This is a genomic window from Bradyrhizobium sp. (assembly GCF_004799405.1).
Lineage (GTDB): Bacteria > Pseudomonadota > Alphaproteobacteria > Rhizobiales > Xanthobacteraceae > Bradyrhizobium.
In genome coordinates, this window is sequence record NZ_SSMW01000073.1 from 35,427 (window position 1) to 56,556 (window position 21,130).

The window sequence follows — 21,130 nt, forward strand, 5'->3', positions numbered from 1 at the left end:
GTAATCTTTCGGAAAGTGCCGAACTCTTTTACTTCACCGCCGAGAAGCGGCTCTCGAACGAATTGGCCGGCACGATCGGCTGTGAGCCGGCGACCAAGGTATCATTGGCGGCGGGCGCGGCGGGCCCGTCCGAAAGCGACGGCTTAAGCGGCGGACGGGCGGTGGCCTGCCTGGTGTCGGAGGTCTTCGAAGCTTTGGGGATCGACGCCTGCGGGCGTGGCGGCTTGGCCTCAGCCATTTTCGGCTTCGCCGGTGCCGGCGGAATAGGCTGCGTGCTCGCGGTAGCGTCCGCGGTGCCGCCGAACCCCACCTTGCGAGCGAGGCTGCTAAAGAAGCCATCGTCGGATTGCGGCGCCGGTGCGGTGGACGCCACCCGCGTCGTCGGGGCCGGTGCGGTGGCCGGCGCCATCGAAGCCACAAGCGGCTCGCTCGGAGACGTCACGGGTCCGTGCGGCGGATTGACGTGGGACGGAATGGTGCCGGGCGCGCGGGCAAACACCGAGAGCGACAGTCCCTGACCTTCGCCACCTTCCGACAACCCGGTACTGCCGTCGGGCAGCTTGGAGGCAAACACCCTGTTCATGCCGCCATCGATGCCGGTGTTCATCTGGGCGACCGGCGTTCCGCGCGCGATCAGCTTGGCCGTCTCGGCCTGGTCTTCCTGCTGCTTTTCACGCACGGCATCGGCGAGTTCATCGGGAATGACATAGGCCGGGCATTTGGCGGAGGCCTCGAACACCGGCTCGCGCTTGGCATTCGGCGCCTTCTCGGCATCGAATACGTATTTCTTCTCGCAGAAGTCGACCTTCGGCTCTTGCCGCGTCACCTCGAAATGATCGTAGCCTTCCTTGATCATTTTCCAGAACGGCATGTTCGGGTTGTTGCGGTGTCTCGCCATGTTGATCGGCGTCATCCGGAACGGATAGGCCTGGAATTGGAATGCGCGCTGGCCGCCGAAGAACGATTCCCGCCCCAGCGAATAGATTTCCGCGATCTGTTCGTCGGTCATCGCGTAACAGCCGCGCGACGAGCAGTCGCCATGCACCATCAGCTCCGAGCCGGAGTGTCCCAGCGACCTGTCGTAGGCGTTGGGGTAGCCGGTGTTGAACGAAAGATAATACGCCGACTGCGGATTCATCTGTGCCGGCGTGATCGCGTAGAAGCCTTCCGGCGCCTGGCGGTCGCCTTCGCGGACCTTGGGTCCGAGGTCGCCCGACCAGCGGCAAATCGGATAGGTCTTCAGGAGTGCGAAGCGGCCCGAGCGATCCTGCTTCCAGACTTCGAGTTCGGCTTCCTGCTTGAACAGGCGGACCAGCATCGGCGATTGCAGGTCCATGTCCTTCGCCTCCATTTCGGCGACGAGCTTTGGGGAGACCGGCTGGTTGGCCTTGGCGTTGGTTGCGAGCGAGATTTCGTCACTATTGCAGCCGGCCAGCAGCACACCGGCCGCCAGCGCGACCGAGGTGAAAAGCGCGCGAATCAGCGAGCGATAAATCAATGCAAAGCTCCAACCCCGACGGGCAATTTCCGCACCCCGATTTTAGCGTCCATGCCCTGAAGCCATTGAGTAAAATATTATCCTTTGACCCCCCGGCTCGCAAGCCGATCAGGGTGTCGCGGCGGGTTCCATGAAGGCATGGTCAACAGGGGTTAAATATCGCTGTCTGGGCCTAATTGGGGCCGAAATGGCCGATTTATGAAAATGCCGTGGATTAAAAGTGGGCGGCCGCTTTTGGCCGCCTTATTTCGCAGGAATTAAGTGTGCCGGACTCAGCCCAGTTTCCGGCCGATATCGAGGAATTTCTGGCGCCGCTGCCTGCGGATCATGTCCGGGTCGAGATTGCGCAGATCGTCGAGCGCTTGCGCGATGGCGTCGCCGGTGGCCACGATCATGGCGCCGGGATCGCGATGCGCGCCGCCCGAAGGTTCTTTCAGGATCGAATCGATCACGCCAAAACGCAGCATGTCCTGCGCCGTGATTTTCATGGAGGTGGCGGCTTCCTGGGCCTTGGTTCCATCGCGCCACAGGATCGAGGACGCGGCCTCGGGCGAGATCACGCTGTAGATCGCGTGCTCGAACATCAGCACGCGGTTCGCCGTCGTGATCGCGATGGCGCCGCCCGACATCCCTTCGCCGGTGATGATCGCGATATTGGGCACCCCGAGCGACAGGCAGGCATCGGTGGAGCGTGCGATCGCCTCGGCCTGTCCGCGTTCCTCGGCGCCGATCCCTGGATAGGCGCCGGCTGAATCGACAATCGACAGTACCGGAATGCCGAACTTGTCGGCCATCTCCATCAGCCGCACGGCCTTGCGATAGCCTTCGGGACGCGCCATGCCGAAATTATGCTTGATCCGGGATTCGGTGGTGGCGCCCTTTTCCTGGCCGATCACGCAAATGCTCTCGCCGCGGAAGCGGCCGAATCCGCCCACCAGCGCTTCGTCTTCGCCGAACTTGCGGTCGCCCGCGAGCGGGGTGAATTCGGTGATCAGCGCGTTGACGAAATCGGTCAGATGCGGCCGCTGCGGATGGCGCGCCACCAGCGTTTTCTGCCATGGCGTCAAATTGGCGTAGAGGTCGGCCAGCGCTTGCGCGGCTCTGTCTTCGACCCGCGAAATCTCGTCGCCGATATCGCTGCCGGTCGCCGCCAGCGCGCGCAATTCATCGACCTTGGAATCGAGTTCCGCGACGGGCTTTTCGAAATCAAGGTAAGAGCGCATGGGATCCGGCATCAAATCAATATAGGTAAGATCGCGCCCGGGAGCGAAGCGGTTTCCGGTTCGCGCGAAGAACGCAAGTCTCTTCAATTAGTTGGCGTCATCGGGTCCGCTTTTGCGGAATCCGCGCAAGCGGGTCGCGGGCGGTAACCGGCTCTTTCGCGGCAGACGGCGCTGAAGTCAAGGCGGCCGTCGGCGCTACTTCTCCGCCAGCGGGTGCAGGTCGCGCACCAGGCTCTTCAACCGTTCCTCGACCACATGGGTATAGATTTGCGTGGTCGAGATGTCGGTATGGCCGAGCAGCGTCTGCACGATGCGCAGATCGGCGCCGTTGTGCAAAAGATGGCTTGCGAAGGCGTGACGCAGCACATGCGGGCTGACCAGCCGCGGCGCAAGGCCTGCCAATGCCGCCAACTCTTTAAGGTCGCGCGCGAAATGCTGGCGTGTCAGGTGGCCGCTTTCGCCGAACGAGGGAAACAGCCATTTCGAGCTGGCGGCGTTTTTCCTTTTCTCGGGCCTGAGCGCTTGCATCGCCGCGAGATAATCGGCCATCGCCTGTCGCGATGGTTCGTTCAGCGGCACCAGCCGTTCCTTGTTGCCCTTGCCGCGCACCACGATCATGCGGGCGTCGCGCCGCGCTGCAGACGCTGGCAGCGCCACCAGTTCCGATACCCGCAGACCGGTGGCGTAGAGCACCTCGAGCAGGCAATATAATCGCATCGCGCGAAGCCGGTGCTGCGCAGAAGCTCCCGGCGCTTCGGTCAACGACTTCGCCCGCGTCAGCAGGCGATCGACGTCCGCTATTGACAGTACCTTCGGCAGGCTGCGACCGCGCTTCGGGCCGGACAGGATCGCCGCGGGATCGTCGCTGCGAATTCGCTCGTTCAGCAGAAAGCGAAACAGATGCCGTATCGCCGACAGCCGCCGCGCCGCGCTCGACGGCTTGAAGCCGCGGGTCTCGAGATCGGCGAGGTAATCGCGCAGCCTTTGGGTTTCGACGCCGGCGAAGCCTTGCCCCTTGAAGGCTTGCCCCTTGGAGGCGAGAAATTGCGAAAAATCCGCCAGGTCGCGGCGATAGGCGTCAAGCGTGTTGTCGCCCGCGCCCTGTTCCGCCGCGAGCATGTCGAGGAACAGGTTGATAAGCGTGGCGTCGGAGGTCTTGCTGGAACGCATCCGCCAACCCTAGCGCCTATTTCTTGAGGAACTTGTCTGCCGGGACGGTGATGGTCATTTCCCGCGGTTTCGGGTTAACGAAATTCGCCAGCGCGAAAATCGTCCCATAGATGATCCCGCCGATCACAGCGACGACCGTCAGAAAGCGGAACAGACTGGGCATCAACGAGCCTCAGGCGGCGAATTAACCATTGAAATCATCGGGGTTGGCCGAGCCCCGACTACCACCATGTTCGCTACTCCGTTGCAAGAGTCTCTGGCAAGGGTATCGGCAGGGGTAGTATAGGTGACGTGGAACCAGACAATGGTGGAAACGACAGAGCTATCAGATGCCTGAGACAGCCTCACCGGCCGGCGCCAGCGCATCCCAGGAGGCCGAGATTACGGCGGCTCTGGGAAAGCGTTCGGTCGTGCTGGTGGGTATGATGGGCGCCGGCAAATCCACCATCGGACGGCGGCTGGCGGCACGGCTAAGGCTGACTTTTCTCGATGCGGACAGCGAAATTGAGCTGGCTCACGCCGGCATGACGATCCCGGAAATTTTTGCGGCCTATGGCGAGCCGTATTTCAGGGACGGCGAGGCGCGGGTGATCGCGCGCCTGCTCGACAACGGTCCCGGCGTGATGGCGACCGGCGGTGGCGCGTTCATGCGCGAGGAGACCCGCAACCGCATCGATGACAAGGCGGTCTCGATCTGGCTCAAGGCGGATGCCGACATCATCATGCGCCGGGTGAAGCGCCGCGCCGACCGTCCGTTATTGCAAACGGCGGATCCCGCCGCCACCGTCGGGCGTCTGCTCGAGGAACGCGAGCCGGTCTATCAGAGCGCCAACCTGATGATCTGGTCGCGCGACGTGCCGCACGAAAAGATCGTCGATGAATGCATCGAGGCCCTGCACGCCTGGCTGTGCGGTACGGCCCCGCCGGCGCAGGGAACACCCGACAAAATGGGCGCAACACAGTGACCGCGCCGCTGAAGCATTCCGACACCATCACGGTCGGCGTCGCGCTCGGCGCGCGCGCCTATGATATCGTTATCGGTCGCGACGTGCTGCAATCGCTGGGCGCCCGCGTCGCATTTTTGCGGCCCGGCGCGCGCGCCGCCATCGTTACCGACCGTAATGTCGCAAAGCATTGGCTGGAGAAGACCGAGGCGTCGCTGTCGGAAGCAGGCATCGCCACGTCGCGAATCGTCGTCGAGGAGGGCGAGGGCTCGAAAACCTATGCCGGGCTGGAGCAGGTCAGCGAAGCGCTGATCGCAGCGAAAATCGAGCGTAACGATCTGGTGATCGCGCTTGGCGGCGGCGTGGTGGGCGATCTCGCGGGCTTCGCAGCCGCAATCCTTCGCCGTGGCGTCGATTTCGTGCAGGTGCCGACCTCGTTGCTGGCGCAGGTCGACTCCTCGGTCGGCGGCAAGACCGGAATCAATTCGCCGCGCGGGAAAAATCTTGTCGGTGCGTTCCACCAGCCGGCTCTGGTGGTCGCGGACACTGCCGTGCTCGACACGTTGTCGCCGCGCCAGTTCCGCGCCGGCTATGCCGAAGTCGCCAAATACGGCGTGCTCGGCGATGAGGCGTTTTTCACCTGGCTGGAGAAAAACCACGCCGATATTTTTTCCGGAGGGGCGGCGCGCGAGCACGCCATCGCCACCTCCTGCCGCGCCAAAGCCGCGATCGTGGCGCGCGACGAACGCGAGACCGGTGAGCGCGCGCTGCTCAATCTCGGTCATACTTTCGGCCATGCGCTGGAGGCCGCGACCGGCTTTTCCGACCGGCTGTTCCATGGCGAAGGTGTTTCCGTCGGCATGGTGCTGGCGGCGGAATTTTCCGCGCAGCTTGGCATGATCGGTGAAGCGGACGCGGCGCGTATCAGGCACCATCTTGCCGGGGTGGGCCTGCCAACCCATTTGCAGGACATCGCCGGATTCAGCCAGGAGGGGTTGGGCGATGCCGATGCCCTGATGGGGCTGATGGCGCAGGACAAGAAGGTCAAGCGCGGCCGGCTCACTTTCATCCTGCTCAAGGCCATAGGCGAGGCCGTCGTCGCTCCCGACGTCGAGCCTTCGCTGGTTCGTGATTTTCTGAGCGCCAGGCTGGCGCGCAAGATTTAGATAAAGTGATCGTTACGTCATGGACTGGCTTACATTCTCCATCGTCATCGGCTGCCTGCTGATCTCGGCGTTCTTTTCGATGAGCGAGACCGCGCTGACCGGCGCGTCGCGCGCCAGCATGCTGCGGCTGTCGAAGCAGGGCAATCGCGAGGCCGGCGTGGTCTCCAGCCTGTTTGCTATGCGCGAGCGCATGATCGGCGCGCTGCTGCTCGGCAACAACATCGCCAATATCGGCGCCTCGGTGCTGGCGACCGGGATCTTCACCGCATGGTTCGGCGAGGTCGGCGTGATCTATGCCACCGCCGTGATGACGGTGATGGTGGTGATTTTCGCCGAGGTGCTGCCCAAGACCATCGCCATCAACGCGCCGGACCGGGTGTCGCTGCTGGTCGCGCGTCCGATGAAACTGATGGTGTACCTGCTCGGACCGTTGCTCACGGTGATCGAGGCGATCGTTCGCGTCCTGATGAGAGCGCTGGGCATCAAGATCGGGGCCAACCAGCCGGTGCTGTCGCCGACCGAGCGCTTGCGCGGTGCGGTCGACCTGCTGCATCACGAAGGCAAGGTCGAAAAGCAGGACCGCGACATGTTCGGCGGTTTGCTGGATTTGCGCGAACTTCAGGTCTCCGACGTGATGGTTCATCGCACCGAAATGGTGATGATCAACGCCGACCTGCCTCCGGAAGAACTGGTGCGCGAGGTGCTGGCGACCGAATACACCCGGATTCCGCTGTGGCGCGACAAGCCGGAAAACATCATCGGCGTGCTGCACGCCAAGGATTTGCTGCGCGCCATCCGCGCCTCGGAAGGCGACACCTCGAAGATCGACGTTTCGACCATCGCGTTGCCGCCGTGGTTCGTGCCGGAGATGCGCCCGGTATCCGAACAGCTCAAGGCGTTCCGCCGCCGCAAGACCCACTTTGCGCTGGTGGTCGATGAATACGGCGAAGTCGAAGGCATGGTGACGCTGGAGGATATTCTGGAAGAAATCGTCGGCGACATCTCCGACGAGCACGACGTGGTGGTGGCCGGCGTCCGCGCCCAGCCCGACGGCTCGGTGGTGGTCGACGGTTCGGTGCCGATCCGCGATCTCAACCGCGCGATGGACTGGCACCTGCCCGATGAGGAGGCGACCACGGTTGCCGGCCTGGTGATTCACGAGGCGCGCTCGATCCCGGAACGCGGCCAGAGTTTCACATTCCACGGCTTTCGTTTCCGGGTCTTGCGCCGCGAGCGCAACCGGATCACCGCATTGCGGATCGTGGCGGTGCCGCGCGAGGCCGAGTTCGGGGAGAAAAAGCCCAAGCGCGCCGGCACGGCGTTCTGAACTCAGCGCCGGGTCTCTCCCGGGGTCTGCGCTTTGATCGCCAGCGCGTGCACGTGTCCGGCGAGTTCGGCCGCCAGCGTCGCATTAATCATGCGGTGGCGTTCGATCCGGCTCTTCCCTTCGAACGCCGGCGACACGATATGGACTCTGAAATGCGTCTCGCCGCCCGGCCTGTGGCCGGTATGGCCCTCATGAAGATGTGATTCGTCCGTGACATCGAGGCTTTCCGGCGAGAAAGCTTCGCGCAACTTGTTTGTGATAAGGTCTCTGGCGCTCATGGCGGGGCAATACGTCCGTCACCGCGCTTCGTCAATGGCGCATCGAGGGTAAAGGGTTTCGCAATGTCAAGACTTGAAGCCTTATCGATTGCGTAGTCATAGTCAGCCAATGCCGATTGATTCATCAAAATTCTTCGACTCCATTCGCATCAAGCCCAACAAGCTGAGCGCGAAGCAGCAGGCGCAGGCGCGCGAAGAATCCGCGATGTGCGAATGGCCCGACTGCAAGAACAAGGGGCCGCACCGCGCGCCCAAGGGCCGGGCCAACGACAAGGAATACTGGCACTTCTGTCTCAATCACGTCCGCGAATACAACCAGTCCTATAATTTCTTTTCCGGCATGAATCCGGATGCGGTGGCGCGCTACCAGAAGGATGCGCTGACCGGCCATAGGCCGACCTGGAAGATGGGCGCCAACACCAGCGCCAAAAAGGGCAAGGGCAGCCCCGAGGCCGACCTGGAAGGCGCTTCCGATCCGTTCAGCATGTTCAGCGAACTCAACGGCCGCGGCCGCTGGCGGCCGGGTCCGGGCGGAGCTGCCGGCGAGGCCAAGGTCGAAACCAGGAAAATATTCAATGCCGAGCGCAAGGCGCTGCAGGTGATGGGGCTCGGCTCCGATGCGACGCTGGAGATCGTCAAGGCCAAATACAAGGCGCTGGTCAAACAGCATCATCCCGACGCCAATGGCGGCGATCGCTCCACCGAGGATCGCCTGATCGAAATCATCAAGGCCTATAATTACCTCAAGACCGTGGTGCGCGGCGCTGGCTAGCGGCTAGGCGCCGTCGCGGCGTGCGCCGGGATCGCCGGGAGTGAGAACTGGATTCGGCGCAGGTTCGATCACGCCGCCGCCATGGCCGCGCCGGACGGTCCAGACCCCCAGCGCCACGATCAACGCCGCCCCGATCACCAGCGGTATCCAGTAGTGTTTGGCTTGGCCGCCGATGCCGGCGGCTCCGCCGTAATATTCGAGCGCCGACACCGCCATCACGCCCGGCAACACATGCACTGGCGCCCACAGCAGGATCGCCGGAATGTTGACGGCGTAAAAGCGCAAGGGCGGCATGCCCAGCGCGCCCGCCGTGATCGGCACAAAGGCCCGGATCGGCGGCACGAAGCGTGCAAAGAACACCGCCAGCGCCCCCCAGCGATGAAAGAACGCCTCGCTCTGCGCGACCACGCGCGGGTAATTGGCCATCGGGCGGGAACTCAGGATCTCGCGCTGGGCGCGGTGTCCGATCCAGAACGCCGTTCCATCGCCCAGCATCGCGCCGGCCATCGCCGCCGCCAGCACGCTCTCGAGCCGCAATTCGCCGCCCGGAACCAGCGCGCTCAGCGCCAGGATGATGGTCGAGCCCGGGACCACCGAGCCCACGATCGGCACGGCCTCCAGCAAGGCGGCGAGAAATAGCGTGAGATAGGCAAGCCAGGCGTGCGAGGAGACGAAGGCAATCAGGGGGTCGATGAATGAGGCCACAAAATTCCTGTGCTGGACGACGGTCCGGGTCGGTCGCAGACCTAACATAAACGGCGGCGGGAGTGGAAAGTGCCATGGCGACGCGGCTTGCGGGCGGCTGCCCAAAATTGCCGCGGCCAAGTACGGCGTGATTCGCAGGGCAGCCTTCCAAAAACCGCGACAAGAGCCTATCTTGATGATAACGCAACGGAACTTTGATTGCGCCGCGGGCTTCTGCCGGCCGCGGCTCTCTGATAGGTTCCGGCCAGCACCCATCCGCAGCCACGTAAGCAAATCTGGTTTCGGTAGCGTCCGGGACCTCGGAGGATTGATGACGACCGCCGCCATGACCAAAGCGCCCGAATCCGCCGCTCCCGCCGGTTTGCCCGACATGAAGGTGTCGGTCCGGCAAGTGTTCGGCATCGACAGCGACCTCGAGGTACCGGCCTATTCCGAAGTCGATCCGCATGTGCCGGATATCGATTCGGATTACCGGTTCGATCGCGCCACGACGCTGGCGATTCTCGCCGGCTTCGCCAAGAACCGCCGCGTCATGGTCACCGGCTATCACGGCACCGGCAAGTCGACCCACATCGAACAGGTCGCCGCACGCCTGAACTGGCCCTGCGTGCGCGTCAATCTCGACAGCCACATCAGCCGGATCGATCTGGTCGGCAAGGATTCCATCGTGGTGCGCGACGGCATGCAGGTCACCGAGTTCCGCGACGGCATCCTGCCGTGGGCCTTGCAGCACAACATCGCGCTGGTGTTCGACGAATACGACGCCGGCCGCCCCGACGTGATGTTCGTGATCCAGCGCGTGCTGGAAGTCTCCGGCCGCCTGACGCTGCTCGACCAGAACAAGGTGATCAAGCCGCATCCGGCGTTCCGGCTGTTCTCGACCGCCAACACGGTCGGGCTCGGCGACACCTCCGGCCTCTATCACGGCACCCAGCAGATCAACCAGGGCCAGATGGACCGCTGGTCGATCGTCACCACGTTGAACTATCTCGCCCATGACGAGGAAGTCGAGATCGTGCTGGCGAAAGCCCATCATTATCGCACCCAGGAGGGCCGCGACATCGTCAACAAGATGGTGCGGCTGGCGGACCTCACCCGCAACGCCTTCGCCAATGGCGATCTGTCGACGGTGATGAGCCCGCGTACCGTGATCACCTGGGCGGAGAATGCCGAGATCTTCACCGATATCGGTTTTTCGTTCCGTGTCACCTTCCTCAACAAGTGCGACGAGTTGGAACGGCCGCTGGTCGCCGAATTCTACCAGCGCTGCTTCAACGCCGAGCTCGCCGAATCTTCGGTGAACGTGGCGATGAGCTGAGTGTCCTCGAGGCTTCCCGAATGTCGTCCCGGCTTTGAGTCGGGACCCATGGGCCGGGAAGTCTCGGCAGAGTGATAGTGCCAGAGCCGGGAAATAAGATGACCGCCGGTGATGACGGGTCCCTGCTTTCGCAGGGATGACGGCGGTGAGACCAGGGCTGCAATGACGACGTCCAACACCAAGTTCCGCACCGGAGCCAAGGAAGCGCCGACCGAGCCGTTCAAGCGCGCGGTGACGGCGTGCCTGCGCGCGATCGCCAAGACCCCAGAGCTGGAAGTGACGTTTGCCGCCGAGCGTCCGGGTCTGGCGCCCGGCAAGGCGCGGCTGCCGGAGCCGGCGCGCAAGATGACGCGGCGCGATGCCGCCATCGTCCGCGGCCATGCCGATTCCATCGCGCTGAAGCTCGCCTGCCACGATCCGAAGGTGCACCGCAAGCTGATGCCGGGAAACCCGCAGGCGCGCGGCGTATTCGAAGCGGTCGAGCAGGCCCGCGTCGAGGCGCTCGGCTCGCGGCGGATGGCGGGGGTGGCGAAGAACCTGACCGCCATGCTCGATGATCATTTCCACCGCGGCAAGTTCGACGAGATCACCGACCGCGCCGACGCGCCGTTGTCGGATGCGCTGGCGATGCTCGTGCGCGAACGCCTGACCGGCCTTGCGCCGCCGGCCGCCGCCCGCAAGATGGTCGACCTCTGGCGCCCGGTGCTGGAAGACAAGATCGGCGCGCGGCTCGACCGGCTCGATCGCCTGGCCGAGGATCAGGCCAAGTTCGGCGACGCCGTCCATGACCTGCTGACGGCGCTTGAACTCGGCGACGACCGCAACGCCGAGTCCGACGACGACAACCAGGACGACAACCAGGACGGCGAGAGCGACCAGTCCGGCGCCGAAGGCTCGTCCGACAGCGATGCCGCGCAGGAGATGAGCGCCGACCAGGCCCAGGCCACTTCGGATGAGATGTCCGAAAGCGCGATGGAAAGCGCGCAGGCTTCCACCTCGGATACTTTCGACGACGGCGAACTCGGCGACGACGAGACCCCGGGCGAAGCGACGCGGCCGAATTCGCGCGGCGCCAACGAGCCGCGCGGTCCGGAATATCACGCCTTCGCGCCGAAATTCGACGAGGTGATCGCCGCCGAAGACCTCTGCGACCACGACGAACTGGAACGGCTGCGCAGCTACCTCGACAAGCAGCTTGCGCATCTGCAAGGCATCGTGGCGCGGCTGGCGAACCGGCTGCAGCGCCGCCTGATGGCGCAGCAGAACCGCGCCTGGGAGTTCGACCTCGAGGAAGGCGTGCTCGATCCGGCGCGGCTGTCGCGGGTGGTGACCGATCCCTATCATCCGCTGTCGTTCATGAACGAAAAGGAAGCCACCTTCCGCGACACCGTGGTGACGCTGCTGCTGGACAATTCCGGCTCGATGCGCGGCCGGCCCATCACGGTGGCCGCCACCTGCGCCGATATCCTGGCGCGCACGCTGGAGCGTTGCGGCGTCAAGGTCGAAATCCTCGGCTTCACCACCCGGGCCTGGAAGGGCGGCCAATCCCGCGAGGCGTGGCTGGCGGCCGGCAAGCCGGCCAATCCCGGACGCCTCAACGATCTGCGCCACATCATCTACAAGTCCGCCGACGCGCCGTGGCGGCGGGCGCGCAAGAACCTGGGCCTGATGATGCGCGAGGGCCTGCTCAAGGAAAACATCGACGGCGAGGCGCTGGACTGGGCGCACAAGCGGCTGCTCGGGCGCTCCGAGCAGCGCAAGATCCTGATGATGATCTCCGACGGCGCGCCGGTCGACGACTCCACGCTGTCGGTCAATCCCGGCAATTATCTCGAGCGTCATCTGCGCCACATCATCGAGGAAATCGAGACCCGTTCGCCGGTCGAACTGATCGCGATCGGCATCGGCCACGACGTGACGCGCTATTATCGCCGCGCGGTCACCATCGTGGACGCCGAGGAACTCGGCGGCGCCATCACCGAAAAGCTCGCCGAGCTGTTCAGCGAGACCCAGGGCGCTGCGCCCGCGGCAAGAGGCCCCAAGCGGCGGCTGCATTCGTAAACCTCCATGCCCGCGCGTCTCACCCGCCGCCGCTTTCTCGCATCCACGGCGGCGGGACTTTCGGTAGTTGCGGTCGCCTCGCGCGCGCAGGTGCCGAAGCCGCTGCCGCCGGATGAGTTCTCCGTTCCCGCGCCTGTTGCGATCGAGGTCCACGCCCGCCCGATCGCCTGGTTCGACAACAGCGACCACGACCGCGTCCGCTTCGGTTCGCTGGAATTTCGCAGCGGGCTGGTTCTGACCTCGAGCTTTCGTGCCTTCGGCGGGCTGTCGGGACTGCGGTTCGACGCCAGGGGCGAACGCTTCATCTCCTTCAGCGACAAGGGCACCTGGTTCACCGGCCGCATCGTCTATCAGGGCCGCAGCATGACCGGGCTTGCCGACGTCGAGGCTTCGCCAATGCTGGGACCCGACGGCAAGCCGATCACCAGCCGCGGCTGGTTCGATTCGGAGTCGATCGCGCTCGACGGGCAGCAGGTCTATATCGGCCTCGAGCGCGTCAACAAGGTGCTGCGTTTCGATTTCAGCAAGGGCTCGACGCGCGCGTCGGCCGAAGAGGTGCCGATGCCGCCGGCGGTGCGCAAGCTGCCGTTCAACAAGGGGCTGGAAGCGCTGGTGATGGTGCCGAAGGGCCTGCCGCTGGCCGGCACGCTGATCGCGATGTCCGAACGCGGGCTCGATGCCGAGGGCAACCTGATCGCCTTTCTGGTCGGCGGCAGGACGCCCGGCCAGTTCGCCATTCGCCGCACCGACAAGTTCGACATCAGCGACGCGGTGCTGCTGCCCTCGGGCGACCTGTTGATCCTGGAGCGGAAGTTTTCCTGGCTCTCCGGCATCGGCATCCGCATCCGCCGCATCCCGCTCAAATCGGTGATGCCGAACGTGACGGTCGACGGCCCCGCCATCTTCGAGGCCGATCTCGGCGACGAGATCGACAACATGGAAGGCATCGACGCCCACGTCACCCCGGAGGGAGACACCGTGCTGACGATGGTCTCGGACGACAATTTCTCGATGATCCAGCGCACCCTCCTGCTGCAATTCACGCTGGTGGAGTGAGTTGTCGAAGATGATTTCTTGCTGCCAGACACGACGACGGTGAGCTCCCTCTCCCCTTGTGGGCCGAGACGAGCGAAGCTCGCTCTTAGAGGGTTGGGGTGAGGGGTTCCGGTCTATCGATAGTCCGTGACCCCTCACCCGGATCGCATCTGTCGATGCGATCCGACCTCTCCCACAAGGGGAGAGCTGAAGAATCCGGGATGTCCCTCCTGAATTTACTTCGCCTTCGAATTCGACCTCTCCCGAAGAGAGCGGTATAGAACAGTCAATCCTCCCTCCCACCCGGACATCCCCATGAGCGCCCTGTTTTCTCCGGTTCAATTGCGTGATCTAGCGCTTGCCAACCGCATCATGGTGGCGCCGATGTGCCAGTATTCGGCTGTCAACGGCGAGGCCAATGACTGGCACTTCACCCATATCAACACGCTGGCGCTGTCGGGGGCGGCGATGTTCTGCATCGAGGCCACCGCAGTGGAAGCGGTCGGCCGCATCACGCCGGGATGCCTCGGGCTGTGGAACGACGCCACCGAAGCCGCGCTGAAGCCGATCGTCGCCTCGGTGCGCAAGCATTCGCACACCGCCGTGATCATGCAGCTCGCGCACGCGGGGCGCAAAGCCTCCAGCCACACGCCCTGGGATGGCGGGCAATTGATTCCGATATCGCAAGGCGGCTGGCAGGCGGAGGGGCCTTCCGCGGTGCCGCACAAGGAAGGCGAGGCGCCGCCGGTGGCGTTCGATGGTGCGGGTCTCGCGCGCGTGCGCGACGCGTTCGTTGCGACCGCCAAACGCGCCGAGCGGCTCGGCCTCGACGGCCTCGAACTTCACTGCGCGCACGGCTATCTCTTGCATCAGTTCCTGTCGCCGATCTCCAACAGGCGCACCGATCAATATGGCGGGAGCCTGCAAAACCGGATGCGCTATCCGCTGGAGGTGTTCGACGCCATCCGCGCGGCGTTCCCGAAGACCAAGCCCGTCGGCATCAAGGTGTCGGCGACCGACTGGGTCGATGGCGGCTGGGACATCGCGCAGACCATCGAATTCGCGCACGAATTGAAAAAGCGCGGCGTCGACTGGATCGACACGTCCTCCGGCGGCGTGTCGCCGCTGCAGAAGATCCCGCTCGGCCCCGGCTACCAGGTGCCGCTGGCCCACGCCATCAAGCAAGCCACCGGCGTCACCACCATGGCGGTCGGCCTCATCACCGAGGCGAAGCAGGCCGAAGACATCGTGGCATCGGCAAAAGCCGACATGGTCGCGCTCGCCCGCGGCATGCTCTACGACCCGCGCTGGGGCTGGCATGCCGCCGCCGCGCTCGGCGGCCATGTCGAAGCCCCGCCCGCCTACTGGCGCGCCCCGCCGCACGAGCAGAAGGACCTGTTCGGCACGACGACGTTCGGGGCGAGGTGAGGGGCGGCGCTGTGAGTGACGCGCGTTCGGATTCGAATTTCAAACAGCGGCATCGTTCTTCACCTCGCCCCGCCTGCGGGGAGAGGTCGGCGCGTAGCGCCGGGTGAGGGGGACTTTCGACAGACACGGACTCGCGGATAGTCCCCCTCACCCGGAGACTTCGCTTCGCTGCGTCTCCGACCTCTCCCCGCAGGCGGGGCGAGGTTAAGCCGGCAGCATCGCTCACAGGCAAGACTTCGCGATCTCGCCGCATGCATTGCGCGAAGTTTTGCTGGAAAATTCCTTGCCCTCGAAAGTGAGGGCGCAGGGAATGCCGGGCGCCCAACGCGCCCGCAGCCTGGCAGGGCAGAAAAAACAAGCCTTGCCAGCAAAGTCACCACGGTCACGCCGGAAAACCCGGCATTCCCCGCACAATGGTTTTACGGCTTATTTCGCGCTCTCCCCGGTGACCGGGCTTTGTTGCCACCGTCATCTGCGAAAGTCGCCTTTCGCAAACTTGACACCAGCGTCGGGGTGTCAGGACCACACGACTTCGCCGTCCGCGCCGGTGCCGTTCGTCCACGGCACTCACGCGTCCACCGCATCCCGCCGCGCGTTGATGACGTTGCGCAACGCCCCTCTGTGGGCGGGACGGAAAAGCTATACGCCTGATTCGCTATTGCTGAAAATCAGAATATCTTTGCGGCCAAGGCTTGACGGCCTTTTCGCTGATTTGCCCGTCGGGTAGTCACACAGCGCGCAAGTCCTAAAAAATTCAGACCTTCTTCGGCATCTGCGCCAGCGCGTGCATCGCCGCGATATAACCGTACGGCCCGAGGCCGCAGATCACGGCGGTGGCCGCGTGCGAGATCTTGGAATCCCGGTGATGCTCGTCGCGCGCGTGGATGTTGGAGATGTGCACTTCCAGCACCGGCCCCTCGAACGCCTTGATGGCGTCGACGATCGCGATCGAGGTGAAGGAATAGGCGGCCGGATTGATGATGATGGCGTCGGCGTCCTGCCGCGCCGACTGGATCAGGTCGACCAGCTCGCCCTCATGGTTGGACTGGCGGAAGGTGAGCTCGAAGCCCAGCCCCGCCGCATGATGCGCGCAGTTCTCCTCGATCTGCTTCAGCGTGGTGGTGCCGTAGATGTGCGGCTCCCGCACCCCCAAGAGGTTGAGGTTGGGACCGTTCAGGATCATCAGGCGTTTCATGGGGGGTTCTCCGGGTTGCGCTAGTTGTTATTTTCGGACCCGGTAACGCACCGGGGCGGCCTCAGCATCGTAGCCCGGATGGAGCGCAGTGCAATCCGGAGGACGCCCGGTCTGATTTGTAATATGATAGGCAAATGCCTGCGCACGCCCTGAGGCACCTCGCGACAAGCAACGGAGCGGCGATGTCCAAACCTGTCATTTTCACGATTTCCGCAGCCTGGGATCGGGAAGCCTCGGTCTGGAGCGGCCATTGCGACGATACGGCTGCCGCCGCCGCGCCGACGCTCGACGAATTGCTGAAAAAGATTTCCGCCATGGCGCTCGACCTGTTGCCGGACAATCATCCGGATGTCGCGCCGGAATCGTTGTTCCTCCAGATCGCGTAGCTCGGATGGTCGAAGCGATATCCGGTTTGTATTTCCCACAAGCGTATCTTCGACTAACGCCCGAGCACTCCAGACGATAGGGTGCTCGGCATCGGTAATTTAATGCAACCTTGCCACACCCCAAGAAAGTAGCTCGCCAAGACTAAGAACAGGGCGAAAGTCAGCCAGTACACACCCCCCCATCAGCAAACTGTGTTTGATAAGATTGTTGTTGCCATATCGTCGGGCTTCAGTCGTGAAGACACCCGGATAGTCTGAACCGAATTCTTTGAGAGGCCGGTATGGAGCGAAAAGAAACTGTTCTTCGATGAGGACCAGCGCCTCTTTGCTTACGCGGTAGAGTTGCTTATTTCGCAAATCGAGCAGCGAGAAGATAACAGCGAGCAACGCACCAGCACCAGCAGCCACGATTGCAGGGAATGACCCCACAACCTCGCGTTCCCTGAATAAGATAAAGCATCCGCCGAAAAGAAAAGGTACCAGGAGGATGAAAAAATGAAACATCGTCGTCCGTTGGCGGGCATGTAGGTCAAAATGACGCCACGCAAGCTCAAATCTCATCTTTTCGAAGTCGACTAAGGCGCATGGGTCAGTCTCAAGAAGTCCCACGAAGGTTGTGCTCATCGTCTGCTCCAATCGTAACTAACATTTCGCAGATCTTCAGTTCGACACCAACGACCAACTCGCGATCAGGCCGCTTGACCTGGCCTAGGCAAGTCGTCCCATGTACGATCATCAAGGATACGTCCGCTACGCTTCTTGTTGGCGCCACCCCACTGTTTGAAGTGGAACGCTACTCCCTGTTCGACGCAAGCGTCTCGAATATCGCGAACCCATTCTCCAACGACCGGCCTAGCATGAGGTCCGCTTTCCCCCCCGGCAATTGCCCAATGGATACCGCGGAAATCGAGGGTCGTTAGTGGTCCTAGGAGTGGCTCTAGACTAACGAAGCGCACCTGCGCGCCGACGCGCCTCAGATGATCCACGCGCCACCAGTAATCTTCGGTTTCAACACTAACGCCCATCCATATGTTGGGCGCCCATCGGAGTTTACCCTCTAGCTCGGAAAGCCGCTCCGCGCGTTTAGTCAGGACCTGGTAAGTGTGACGAGGCGTCCGCACCATCACGTCAAACACCTGCTGAATAAAGTCCAAAGGCACGTCGTCGTGGAATAGATCGGACATACTGTTCACGAAAATTCGCCTCCCACGTTTCCAACGCATGGGAAGTTCAAGCGATGCATGATCGACTTTGAGCTTACCTGTCCACTTAGGTCGCCCTCCAGAAATACGAGTGGTGCCCTTGTACTTTTCTTGTCCCATTGCTTCCAAGCGTTTAGCCATTCTCATGGCGTAACAATTGGTGCAGCCGGGCGAGAGTACTGCGCAGCCAGTGATTGGGTTCCAGGTGGCTTCGGTCCATTCGATGTTTGAAGATTCGGCCATTAAATTCTTCCTACCGGCTTGATCGGAAAAGTGACAACAATACCGTCAGCGAAAGTGCCAGCCCTTGGAACGCGGTCTGTAACGACGCGATTGGCTGCGAGCAAATTGCCCAGAGCATCTTTATAGTTCTTCTTGATGAATGGTTTTTCGATGTTGTGCCGATGATAAAGATCAACCATCGTGAGGGATCGACCAGCGAATTCTGTCACTAACCGGTCTTCCAGATTATCTAGGGCGTCTTCGAACAGTTGGGACGCGCCTTCCATGGACGGCGCATATTCGTAACTTGGAACGCCTTGGTCTGTGTATGAGCTATGTGTGGCCATTATTTCTTTCATCAGCTCGTAGCCCGTAGGATGCTTTGTAACGAAAACGAGGTAGTGCGTCGTTCGAGTATTATTTTCGTTGCGAAAGCGAAAGATCAGCACATGCTTGGCGCCCGCGTCGATCATAGCGCTTTTCAAATGCTCCATTATCACGCCTTCACGATTGGCTTGAGAGGCGTTTAGTGCCGCCCGCAGATGCTCTAAATTGTCCTTACCGAAGAGCGCCTCCATATGTTCGTCGACAACAGGGTTGTTGATACCGGCGTTAATGCGCGAGTAATTAAAGAAAAAGACGCAGTCGCTCCCCCAGTCTTTGATCACGCTCTCTGACGAGAGCCCACGACAGGCCCTTGTACCCAAACGGGTCAATGAAAGAAAATGTCGGTATGAGCCTCACACTCTCAAAGTAATCGGCAACCGAAAAGCCTACTTCACCTTCGTTGATTTGAGGATCGTGTTTCAGATTTGATCTGCCAGCCATGGCATCTATTTCTGCTCGCAGAGTCCGCGTGTGGTTGCTGTCTTTGTCGTTGAAGATGCTAACCAGACCTGCACTGACCTTTGGGTTTGCGACAGCCTTCTCAAGCACCATTAGAGGAGTGGAAGCTGAACCATCCTCGTAGCGCCCAGGTCCGGCGAACAAGTCGATATACGCCAGCTTGCCGTCTGACAGCATCGTGTTCGGGGCTATAATCTTTGACCAAATATCAAAGTATTGACTAACGATTAAAGCTTTGACCTCTGATTGATCCGCCCGTTCCGCAAAAAACTCGCCCGGCATCTCGCGATTGAACCTCCAAACACGCTTTGCGGATCGTAGGTCAAATCTTCTACCATGGCGTTTATGTTGATAGCAGCGATTTCAGCCGTGAGACGTCGCGAGTCTTGAACACCCTGCCCCCCAAAACAAAAACAGCCGGGTCTTTCGACCCGGCCATCCAAAACTCTCAACCGCTAACCCGTTAAACGCGAACCGCTCAGCCCGCCTTCTTCACGCGCTCGGGCTTCTTCACGAACGCGGTCTTTGGCGTCTTCTTCTCGATCTGGCGCTTCAGCTCCAGCGCGCGGGGCGATAGCTCAATCGCCTTGGCCTTGAGTAGGAACGCGTCGAGGCCGCCGCGGTGATCGACGCTCTTGATGGCGTTGGTCGAGACGCGCAGGCGCACGTTGCGGCCGAGCGCATCCGAAATGAAGGTGACGTTGCACAGGTTCGGCAGGAACCGGCGCTTGGTCTTGATATTGGAGTGGCTCACCCGGTGGCCCACCTGCGGGCCCTTGGCCGTCAGTTCGCAGCGCCGCGACATCTTGAATAAATCCTCTGCCATCCCCGGGCTTTCGCCCCTCGGGGGTTCTAAATCTTTGGTCCATCCTGGGAACGGCGGACGTATAGGGGGCGAGCGGCGGGGCGTCAAGGTTTTGGGCAGCGTGGGCGGGGCCGGAAAGGGCCGGTTTGCCAGAGATTTCCGCGGGCTTTGGGCATCATATAAACGGCGTATTCGCCGCCGACATGATGCGGTTCCGGCGGCGTCGGCCTGGGATTTGCCCGAAAAGCGCGCGCATCCGTTGCTTACCGCGTTTTCCGGCTTAAATGACACTTTACCGCGCCACCTGCAGGACCGTCCCTCCAGTGAACACGCAAACCATGATTTCGCCCCGGCTGGCTCAAGCGGCGCTGCGGGCGTTGGGCGCCCTGTGCGCGGGCGCCTTACTGTGGCTTGCGGCCCCGCAGGCCGCATCGGCGCAAGGCAGGCTCGAGGCGCGCTATGAGGCGACGCTGGCGGGCATCCCCGTCGGCAAGGGCGCCTGGACCATCGACATCGCGGAAGACCAGTTTTCGGCGGCTGCCACCGGCGGCACCTCGGGACTGCTGAAAACCTTCGCCGGCGGCTCCGGCACCGGCGCCTCGCAGGGCCGCGTCGTCAACGGCGCGCTGGCGCCGACCAACTATTCCGCCTCCACCACCACCTCGAAGAAATCCGAAACCGTGCACATGGTGCTGTCGAACGGCAATATCAGGGAATACGGCATCGAGCCGGTGCCGCCGGTCGACCTCGACCGGATTCCGATCACCGAGGCGCATCGCCGCGGCGTCAATGACCCGATGACCGGCTCGCTGCTGCGGGTGCCCGGCAACGGCGAACTGCTCACCCCCGATACCTGCCGCACCAGCATTCCTATCTTCGACGGCCGGATGCGTTACGACCTCAAGCTCGACTTCAAGCGCATGGAAACCGTCCGGTCCGAAAAGGGCTATCAGGGCCCGGTGATCGTCTGCGCGGTGTATTTTTCGCCGGTCGCCGGCTACATCCCCGACCGCGCGGTGATCAAATATCTCGCCGCCCAGCGCCACATCGAGATCGCGTTTGCGCCGATCGCCGGCACCCGGGTGCTGGTCCCGTACCGGATGGTGATTCCGACCCCGCTCGGCAACGGCGTGCTGGAAGCGACCCAGTTCGTCACCACGGCCACAGCCCACGCGCCCGCCAAGACACAGTGAGGGCATTTGCATTCGGGATTCGCGAGGGCTCACCGAAACAGCTCGCTTGCGGCTACCCCCCACCCCAACCCTCCCCCACAAGGGGGGAGGGAGCCGGGCATTCATCGCGTGCTCAAGAATTCGAGCGCGCCTGTCGAAGGTCGAAAATGACTGTCGCGGGCTGTGAAGGTCTATCGCTCCCTCCCCCCTTGTGGGGGAGGGTTGGGGAGAGGGGTGGCGGCATCGGGACTGTCGCGCGGAGCTACTCGCCGCTTGACTCTCTCGCACTTCTGATTCGACTCCGCGATCCCGCAGACCTTAAGGAATTCGCCCGAAAACACCGGCTTGTCGGCCCGCGCCAAACTTGATCTAGTGCC

General features: G+C 62.6%; 22 protein-coding genes. 10 read left to right on the forward strand and 12 right to left on the reverse strand.

All coding sequences use genetic code 11. The features are described 5' to 3' along the window. Window positions 1-28 precede the first annotated feature (28 nt). The 4 genes from E7813_RS11105 to E7813_RS11120 form a co-directional block, all read right to left on the reverse strand. Entirely contained in the window at window positions 29-1,498 is a 1,470-nt protein-coding gene (locus tag E7813_RS11105) for a murein L,D-transpeptidase family protein (protein ID WP_291573741.1), read from the reverse strand. Window positions 1,499-1,770: 272 nt separating this feature from the next. Further along, complete coding sequence (locus E7813_RS11110; RefSeq protein WP_291573743.1) at window positions 1,771-2,733, reverse strand: acetyl-CoA carboxylase carboxyltransferase subunit alpha; 963 nt, start codon at window positions 2,731-2,733, stop codon at window positions 1,771-1,773. 183 nt (window positions 2,734-2,916) lie between these two features. Continuing rightward, on the reverse strand, window positions 2,917-3,891 hold the full coding sequence (gene xerD, locus E7813_RS11115; RefSeq protein WP_291573745.1) for a site-specific tyrosine recombinase XerD: 975 nt from the start codon (window positions 3,889-3,891) through the stop codon (window positions 2,917-2,919). 16 nt (window positions 3,892-3,907) lie between these two features. Continuing rightward, a complete protein-coding gene (locus E7813_RS11120; RefSeq protein WP_291573747.1) occupies window positions 3,908-4,054 on the reverse strand; it encodes a histidine kinase in 147 nt (48 codons plus the stop codon). Between the two features lie 166 nt (window positions 4,055-4,220). Between E7813_RS11120 and E7813_RS11125 the strand changes: the two genes are divergently transcribed. Genes E7813_RS11125 through E7813_RS11135 form a run of 3 tightly spaced genes read left to right on the forward strand, consistent with a single transcriptional unit; the run spans window position 4,221 to window position 7,328 of the window. Next, a complete protein-coding gene (locus tag E7813_RS11125; RefSeq protein ID WP_291573748.1) occupies window positions 4,221-4,856 on the forward strand; it encodes a shikimate kinase in 636 nt (211 codons plus the stop codon). Then, window positions 4,853-6,001: a 3-dehydroquinate synthase gene (gene aroB / locus E7813_RS11130; protein WP_291573751.1), complete on the forward strand. Its 1,149-nt coding sequence runs from the start codon at window positions 4,853-4,855 to the stop codon at window positions 5,999-6,001. The genes E7813_RS11125 and aroB overlap by 4 nt, the downstream gene beginning before the upstream one ends. Window positions 6,002-6,020: 19 nt before the next feature. Next, the gene (locus E7813_RS11135; protein ID WP_291573752.1) at window positions 6,021-7,328 is read left to right on the forward strand and encodes an HlyC/CorC family transporter; all 1,308 of its coding nucleotides are present in this window, start codon (window positions 6,021-6,023) and stop codon (window positions 7,326-7,328) included. A gap of 2 nt (window positions 7,329-7,330) precedes the next feature. Here the strand turns inward: E7813_RS11135 and E7813_RS11140 are convergent, their stop codons facing one another. Next, a complete protein-coding gene (locus tag E7813_RS11140) occupies window positions 7,331-7,606 on the reverse strand; it encodes a BolA family protein (RefSeq protein ID WP_291573755.1) in 276 nt (91 codons plus the stop codon). A gap of 109 nt (window positions 7,607-7,715) precedes the next feature. Between E7813_RS11140 and E7813_RS11145 the strand changes: the two genes are divergently transcribed. Then, window positions 7,716-8,378, forward strand: coding sequence for a DnaJ domain-containing protein (locus E7813_RS11145; protein ID WP_291573758.1), 663 nt, complete (start codon window positions 7,716-7,718; stop codon window positions 8,376-8,378). Window positions 8,379-8,381: 3 nt separating this feature from the next. Here E7813_RS11145 and E7813_RS11150 read toward each other — a convergent pair whose 3' ends face one another. After that, entirely contained in the window at window positions 8,382-9,083 is a 702-nt protein-coding gene (locus E7813_RS11150) for a DedA family protein (protein WP_291573760.1), read from the reverse strand. A 310-nt stretch (window positions 9,084-9,393) separates the two neighbouring features. Here E7813_RS11150 and cobS point away from each other — a divergent pair, with 310 nt between their 5' ends. From cobS to E7813_RS11170, 4 genes are all read left to right on the forward strand, one after another. Further along, the gene (gene cobS, locus E7813_RS11155) at window positions 9,394-10,401 is read left to right on the forward strand and encodes a cobaltochelatase subunit CobS (RefSeq protein WP_291573762.1); all 1,008 of its coding nucleotides are present in this window, start codon (window positions 9,394-9,396) and stop codon (window positions 10,399-10,401) included. 162 nt (window positions 10,402-10,563) lie between these two features. After that, complete coding sequence (gene cobT / locus E7813_RS11160) at window positions 10,564-12,462, forward strand: cobaltochelatase subunit CobT (RefSeq protein ID WP_291573764.1); 1,899 nt, start codon at window positions 10,564-10,566, stop codon at window positions 12,460-12,462. 6 nt (window positions 12,463-12,468) lie between these two features. Next, window positions 12,469-13,518, forward strand: coding sequence for an esterase-like activity of phytase family protein (locus E7813_RS11165; RefSeq protein WP_291573765.1), 1,050 nt, complete (start codon window positions 12,469-12,471; stop codon window positions 13,516-13,518). 294 nt (window positions 13,519-13,812) lie between these two features. Further along, window positions 13,813-14,925, forward strand: a complete 1,113-nt coding sequence (locus E7813_RS11170) for an NADH:flavin oxidoreductase/NADH oxidase (RefSeq protein WP_291573767.1) — start codon at window positions 13,813-13,815, stop codon at window positions 14,923-14,925. Between the two features lie 754 nt (window positions 14,926-15,679). Here the strand turns inward: E7813_RS11170 and aroQ are convergent. Then, complete coding sequence (gene aroQ, locus E7813_RS11175; RefSeq protein WP_291573769.1) at window positions 15,680-16,120, reverse strand: type II 3-dehydroquinate dehydratase; 441 nt, start codon at window positions 16,118-16,120, stop codon at window positions 15,680-15,682. Window positions 16,121-16,302: 182 nt separating this feature from the next. On the opposite strand from aroQ, the gene E7813_RS11180 reads away from it, so the two are divergent. Then, window positions 16,303-16,506, forward strand: a complete 204-nt coding sequence (locus E7813_RS11180) for a DUF1902 domain-containing protein (protein ID WP_291573771.1) — start codon at window positions 16,303-16,305, stop codon at window positions 16,504-16,506. Between the two features lie 99 nt (window positions 16,507-16,605). Here E7813_RS11180 and E7813_RS11185 read toward each other — a convergent pair whose 3' ends face one another. The 5 genes from E7813_RS11185 to rpmB all read right to left on the reverse strand — a co-directional run bounded on the left by E7813_RS11185 (window position 16,606) and on the right by rpmB (window position 19,581). After that, entirely contained in the window at window positions 16,606-17,130 is a 525-nt protein-coding gene (locus E7813_RS11185) for a hypothetical protein (RefSeq protein WP_291573773.1), read from the reverse strand. A gap of 65 nt (window positions 17,131-17,195) precedes the next feature. Next, window positions 17,196-17,951, reverse strand: coding sequence for a DUF5131 family protein (locus E7813_RS11190; protein ID WP_291573775.1), 756 nt, complete (start codon window positions 17,949-17,951; stop codon window positions 17,196-17,198). Further along, a complete protein-coding gene (gene tcmP, locus E7813_RS11195) occupies window positions 17,951-18,598 on the reverse strand; it encodes a three-Cys-motif partner protein TcmP (protein ID WP_291573777.1) in 648 nt (215 codons plus the stop codon). Before tcmP (E7813_RS11195) ends, E7813_RS11190 begins: the two co-directional genes overlap by 1 nt. Then, the gene (tcmP, locus tag E7813_RS11200) at window positions 18,558-19,058 is read right to left on the reverse strand and encodes a three-Cys-motif partner protein TcmP (RefSeq protein WP_291573779.1); all 501 of its coding nucleotides are present in this window, start codon (window positions 19,056-19,058) and stop codon (window positions 18,558-18,560) included. The genes tcmP (E7813_RS11195) and tcmP (E7813_RS11200) overlap by 41 nt, the downstream gene beginning before the upstream one ends. Window positions 19,059-19,254: 196 nt before the next feature. Beyond that, entirely contained in the window at window positions 19,255-19,581 is a 327-nt protein-coding gene (gene rpmB, locus E7813_RS11205; protein ID WP_291573799.1) for a 50S ribosomal protein L28, read from the reverse strand. Window positions 19,582-19,919: 338 nt separating this feature from the next. Between rpmB and E7813_RS11210 the strand changes: the two genes are divergently transcribed. Beyond that, the gene (locus E7813_RS11210; RefSeq protein WP_291573782.1) at window positions 19,920-20,774 is read left to right on the forward strand and encodes a DUF3108 domain-containing protein; all 855 of its coding nucleotides are present in this window, start codon (window positions 19,920-19,922) and stop codon (window positions 20,772-20,774) included. Window positions 20,775-21,130: the final 356 nt, after the last annotated feature.

What these genes read in the sequence shown, in the direction of transcription:
- rpmB (WP_291573799.1), bottom strand. Translation starts at nt 19,581, where the DNA reads ATGTCGCGGCGCTGCGAACTGACGGCCAAGGGCCCGCAGGTGGGCCAC.
- E7813_RS11190 (WP_291573775.1), bottom strand. Translation starts at nt 17,951, where the DNA reads ATGGCCGAATCTTCAAACATCGAATGGACCGAAGCCACCTGGAACCCA.
- cobT (WP_291573764.1), top strand. Translation starts at nt 10,564, where the DNA reads ATGACGACGTCCAACACCAAGTTCCGCACCGGAGCCAAGGAAGCGCCG.
- aroQ (WP_291573769.1), bottom strand. Translation starts at nt 16,120, where the DNA reads ATGAAACGCCTGATGATCCTGAACGGTCCCAACCTCAACCTCTTGGGG.
- E7813_RS11120 (WP_291573747.1), bottom strand. Translation starts at nt 4,054, where the DNA reads ATGCCCAGTCTGTTCCGCTTTCTGACGGTCGTCGCTGTGATCGGCGGG.
- E7813_RS11140 (WP_291573755.1), bottom strand. Translation starts at nt 7,606, where the DNA reads ATGAGCGCCAGAGACCTTATCACAAACAAGTTGCGCGAAGCTTTCTCG.
- cobS (WP_291573762.1), top strand. Translation starts at nt 9,394, where the DNA reads ATGACGACCGCCGCCATGACCAAAGCGCCCGAATCCGCCGCTCCCGCC.
- E7813_RS11125 (WP_291573748.1), top strand. Translation starts at nt 4,221, where the DNA reads ATGCCTGAGACAGCCTCACCGGCCGGCGCCAGCGCATCCCAGGAGGCC.
- E7813_RS11110 (WP_291573743.1), bottom strand. Translation starts at nt 2,733, where the DNA reads ATGCCGGATCCCATGCGCTCTTACCTTGATTTCGAAAAGCCCGTCGCG.
- E7813_RS11145 (WP_291573758.1), top strand. Translation starts at nt 7,716, where the DNA reads ATGCCGATTGATTCATCAAAATTCTTCGACTCCATTCGCATCAAGCCC.
- E7813_RS11180 (WP_291573771.1), top strand. Translation starts at nt 16,303, where the DNA reads ATGTCCAAACCTGTCATTTTCACGATTTCCGCAGCCTGGGATCGGGAA.
- tcmP (WP_291573779.1), bottom strand. Translation starts at nt 19,058, where the DNA reads ATGCCGGGCGAGTTTTTTGCGGAACGGGCGGATCAATCAGAGGTCAAA.
- E7813_RS11210 (WP_291573782.1), top strand. Translation starts at nt 19,920, where the DNA reads ATGATTTCGCCCCGGCTGGCTCAAGCGGCGCTGCGGGCGTTGGGCGCC.
- E7813_RS11170 (WP_291573767.1), top strand. Translation starts at nt 13,813, where the DNA reads ATGAGCGCCCTGTTTTCTCCGGTTCAATTGCGTGATCTAGCGCTTGCC.
- E7813_RS11165 (WP_291573765.1), top strand. Translation starts at nt 12,469, where the DNA reads ATGCCCGCGCGTCTCACCCGCCGCCGCTTTCTCGCATCCACGGCGGCG.
- xerD (WP_291573745.1), bottom strand. Translation starts at nt 3,891, where the DNA reads ATGCGTTCCAGCAAGACCTCCGACGCCACGCTTATCAACCTGTTCCTC.
- E7813_RS11185 (WP_291573773.1), bottom strand. Translation starts at nt 17,130, where the DNA reads ATGAGCACAACCTTCGTGGGACTTCTTGAGACTGACCCATGCGCCTTA.
- E7813_RS11135 (WP_291573752.1), top strand. Translation starts at nt 6,021, where the DNA reads ATGGACTGGCTTACATTCTCCATCGTCATCGGCTGCCTGCTGATCTCG.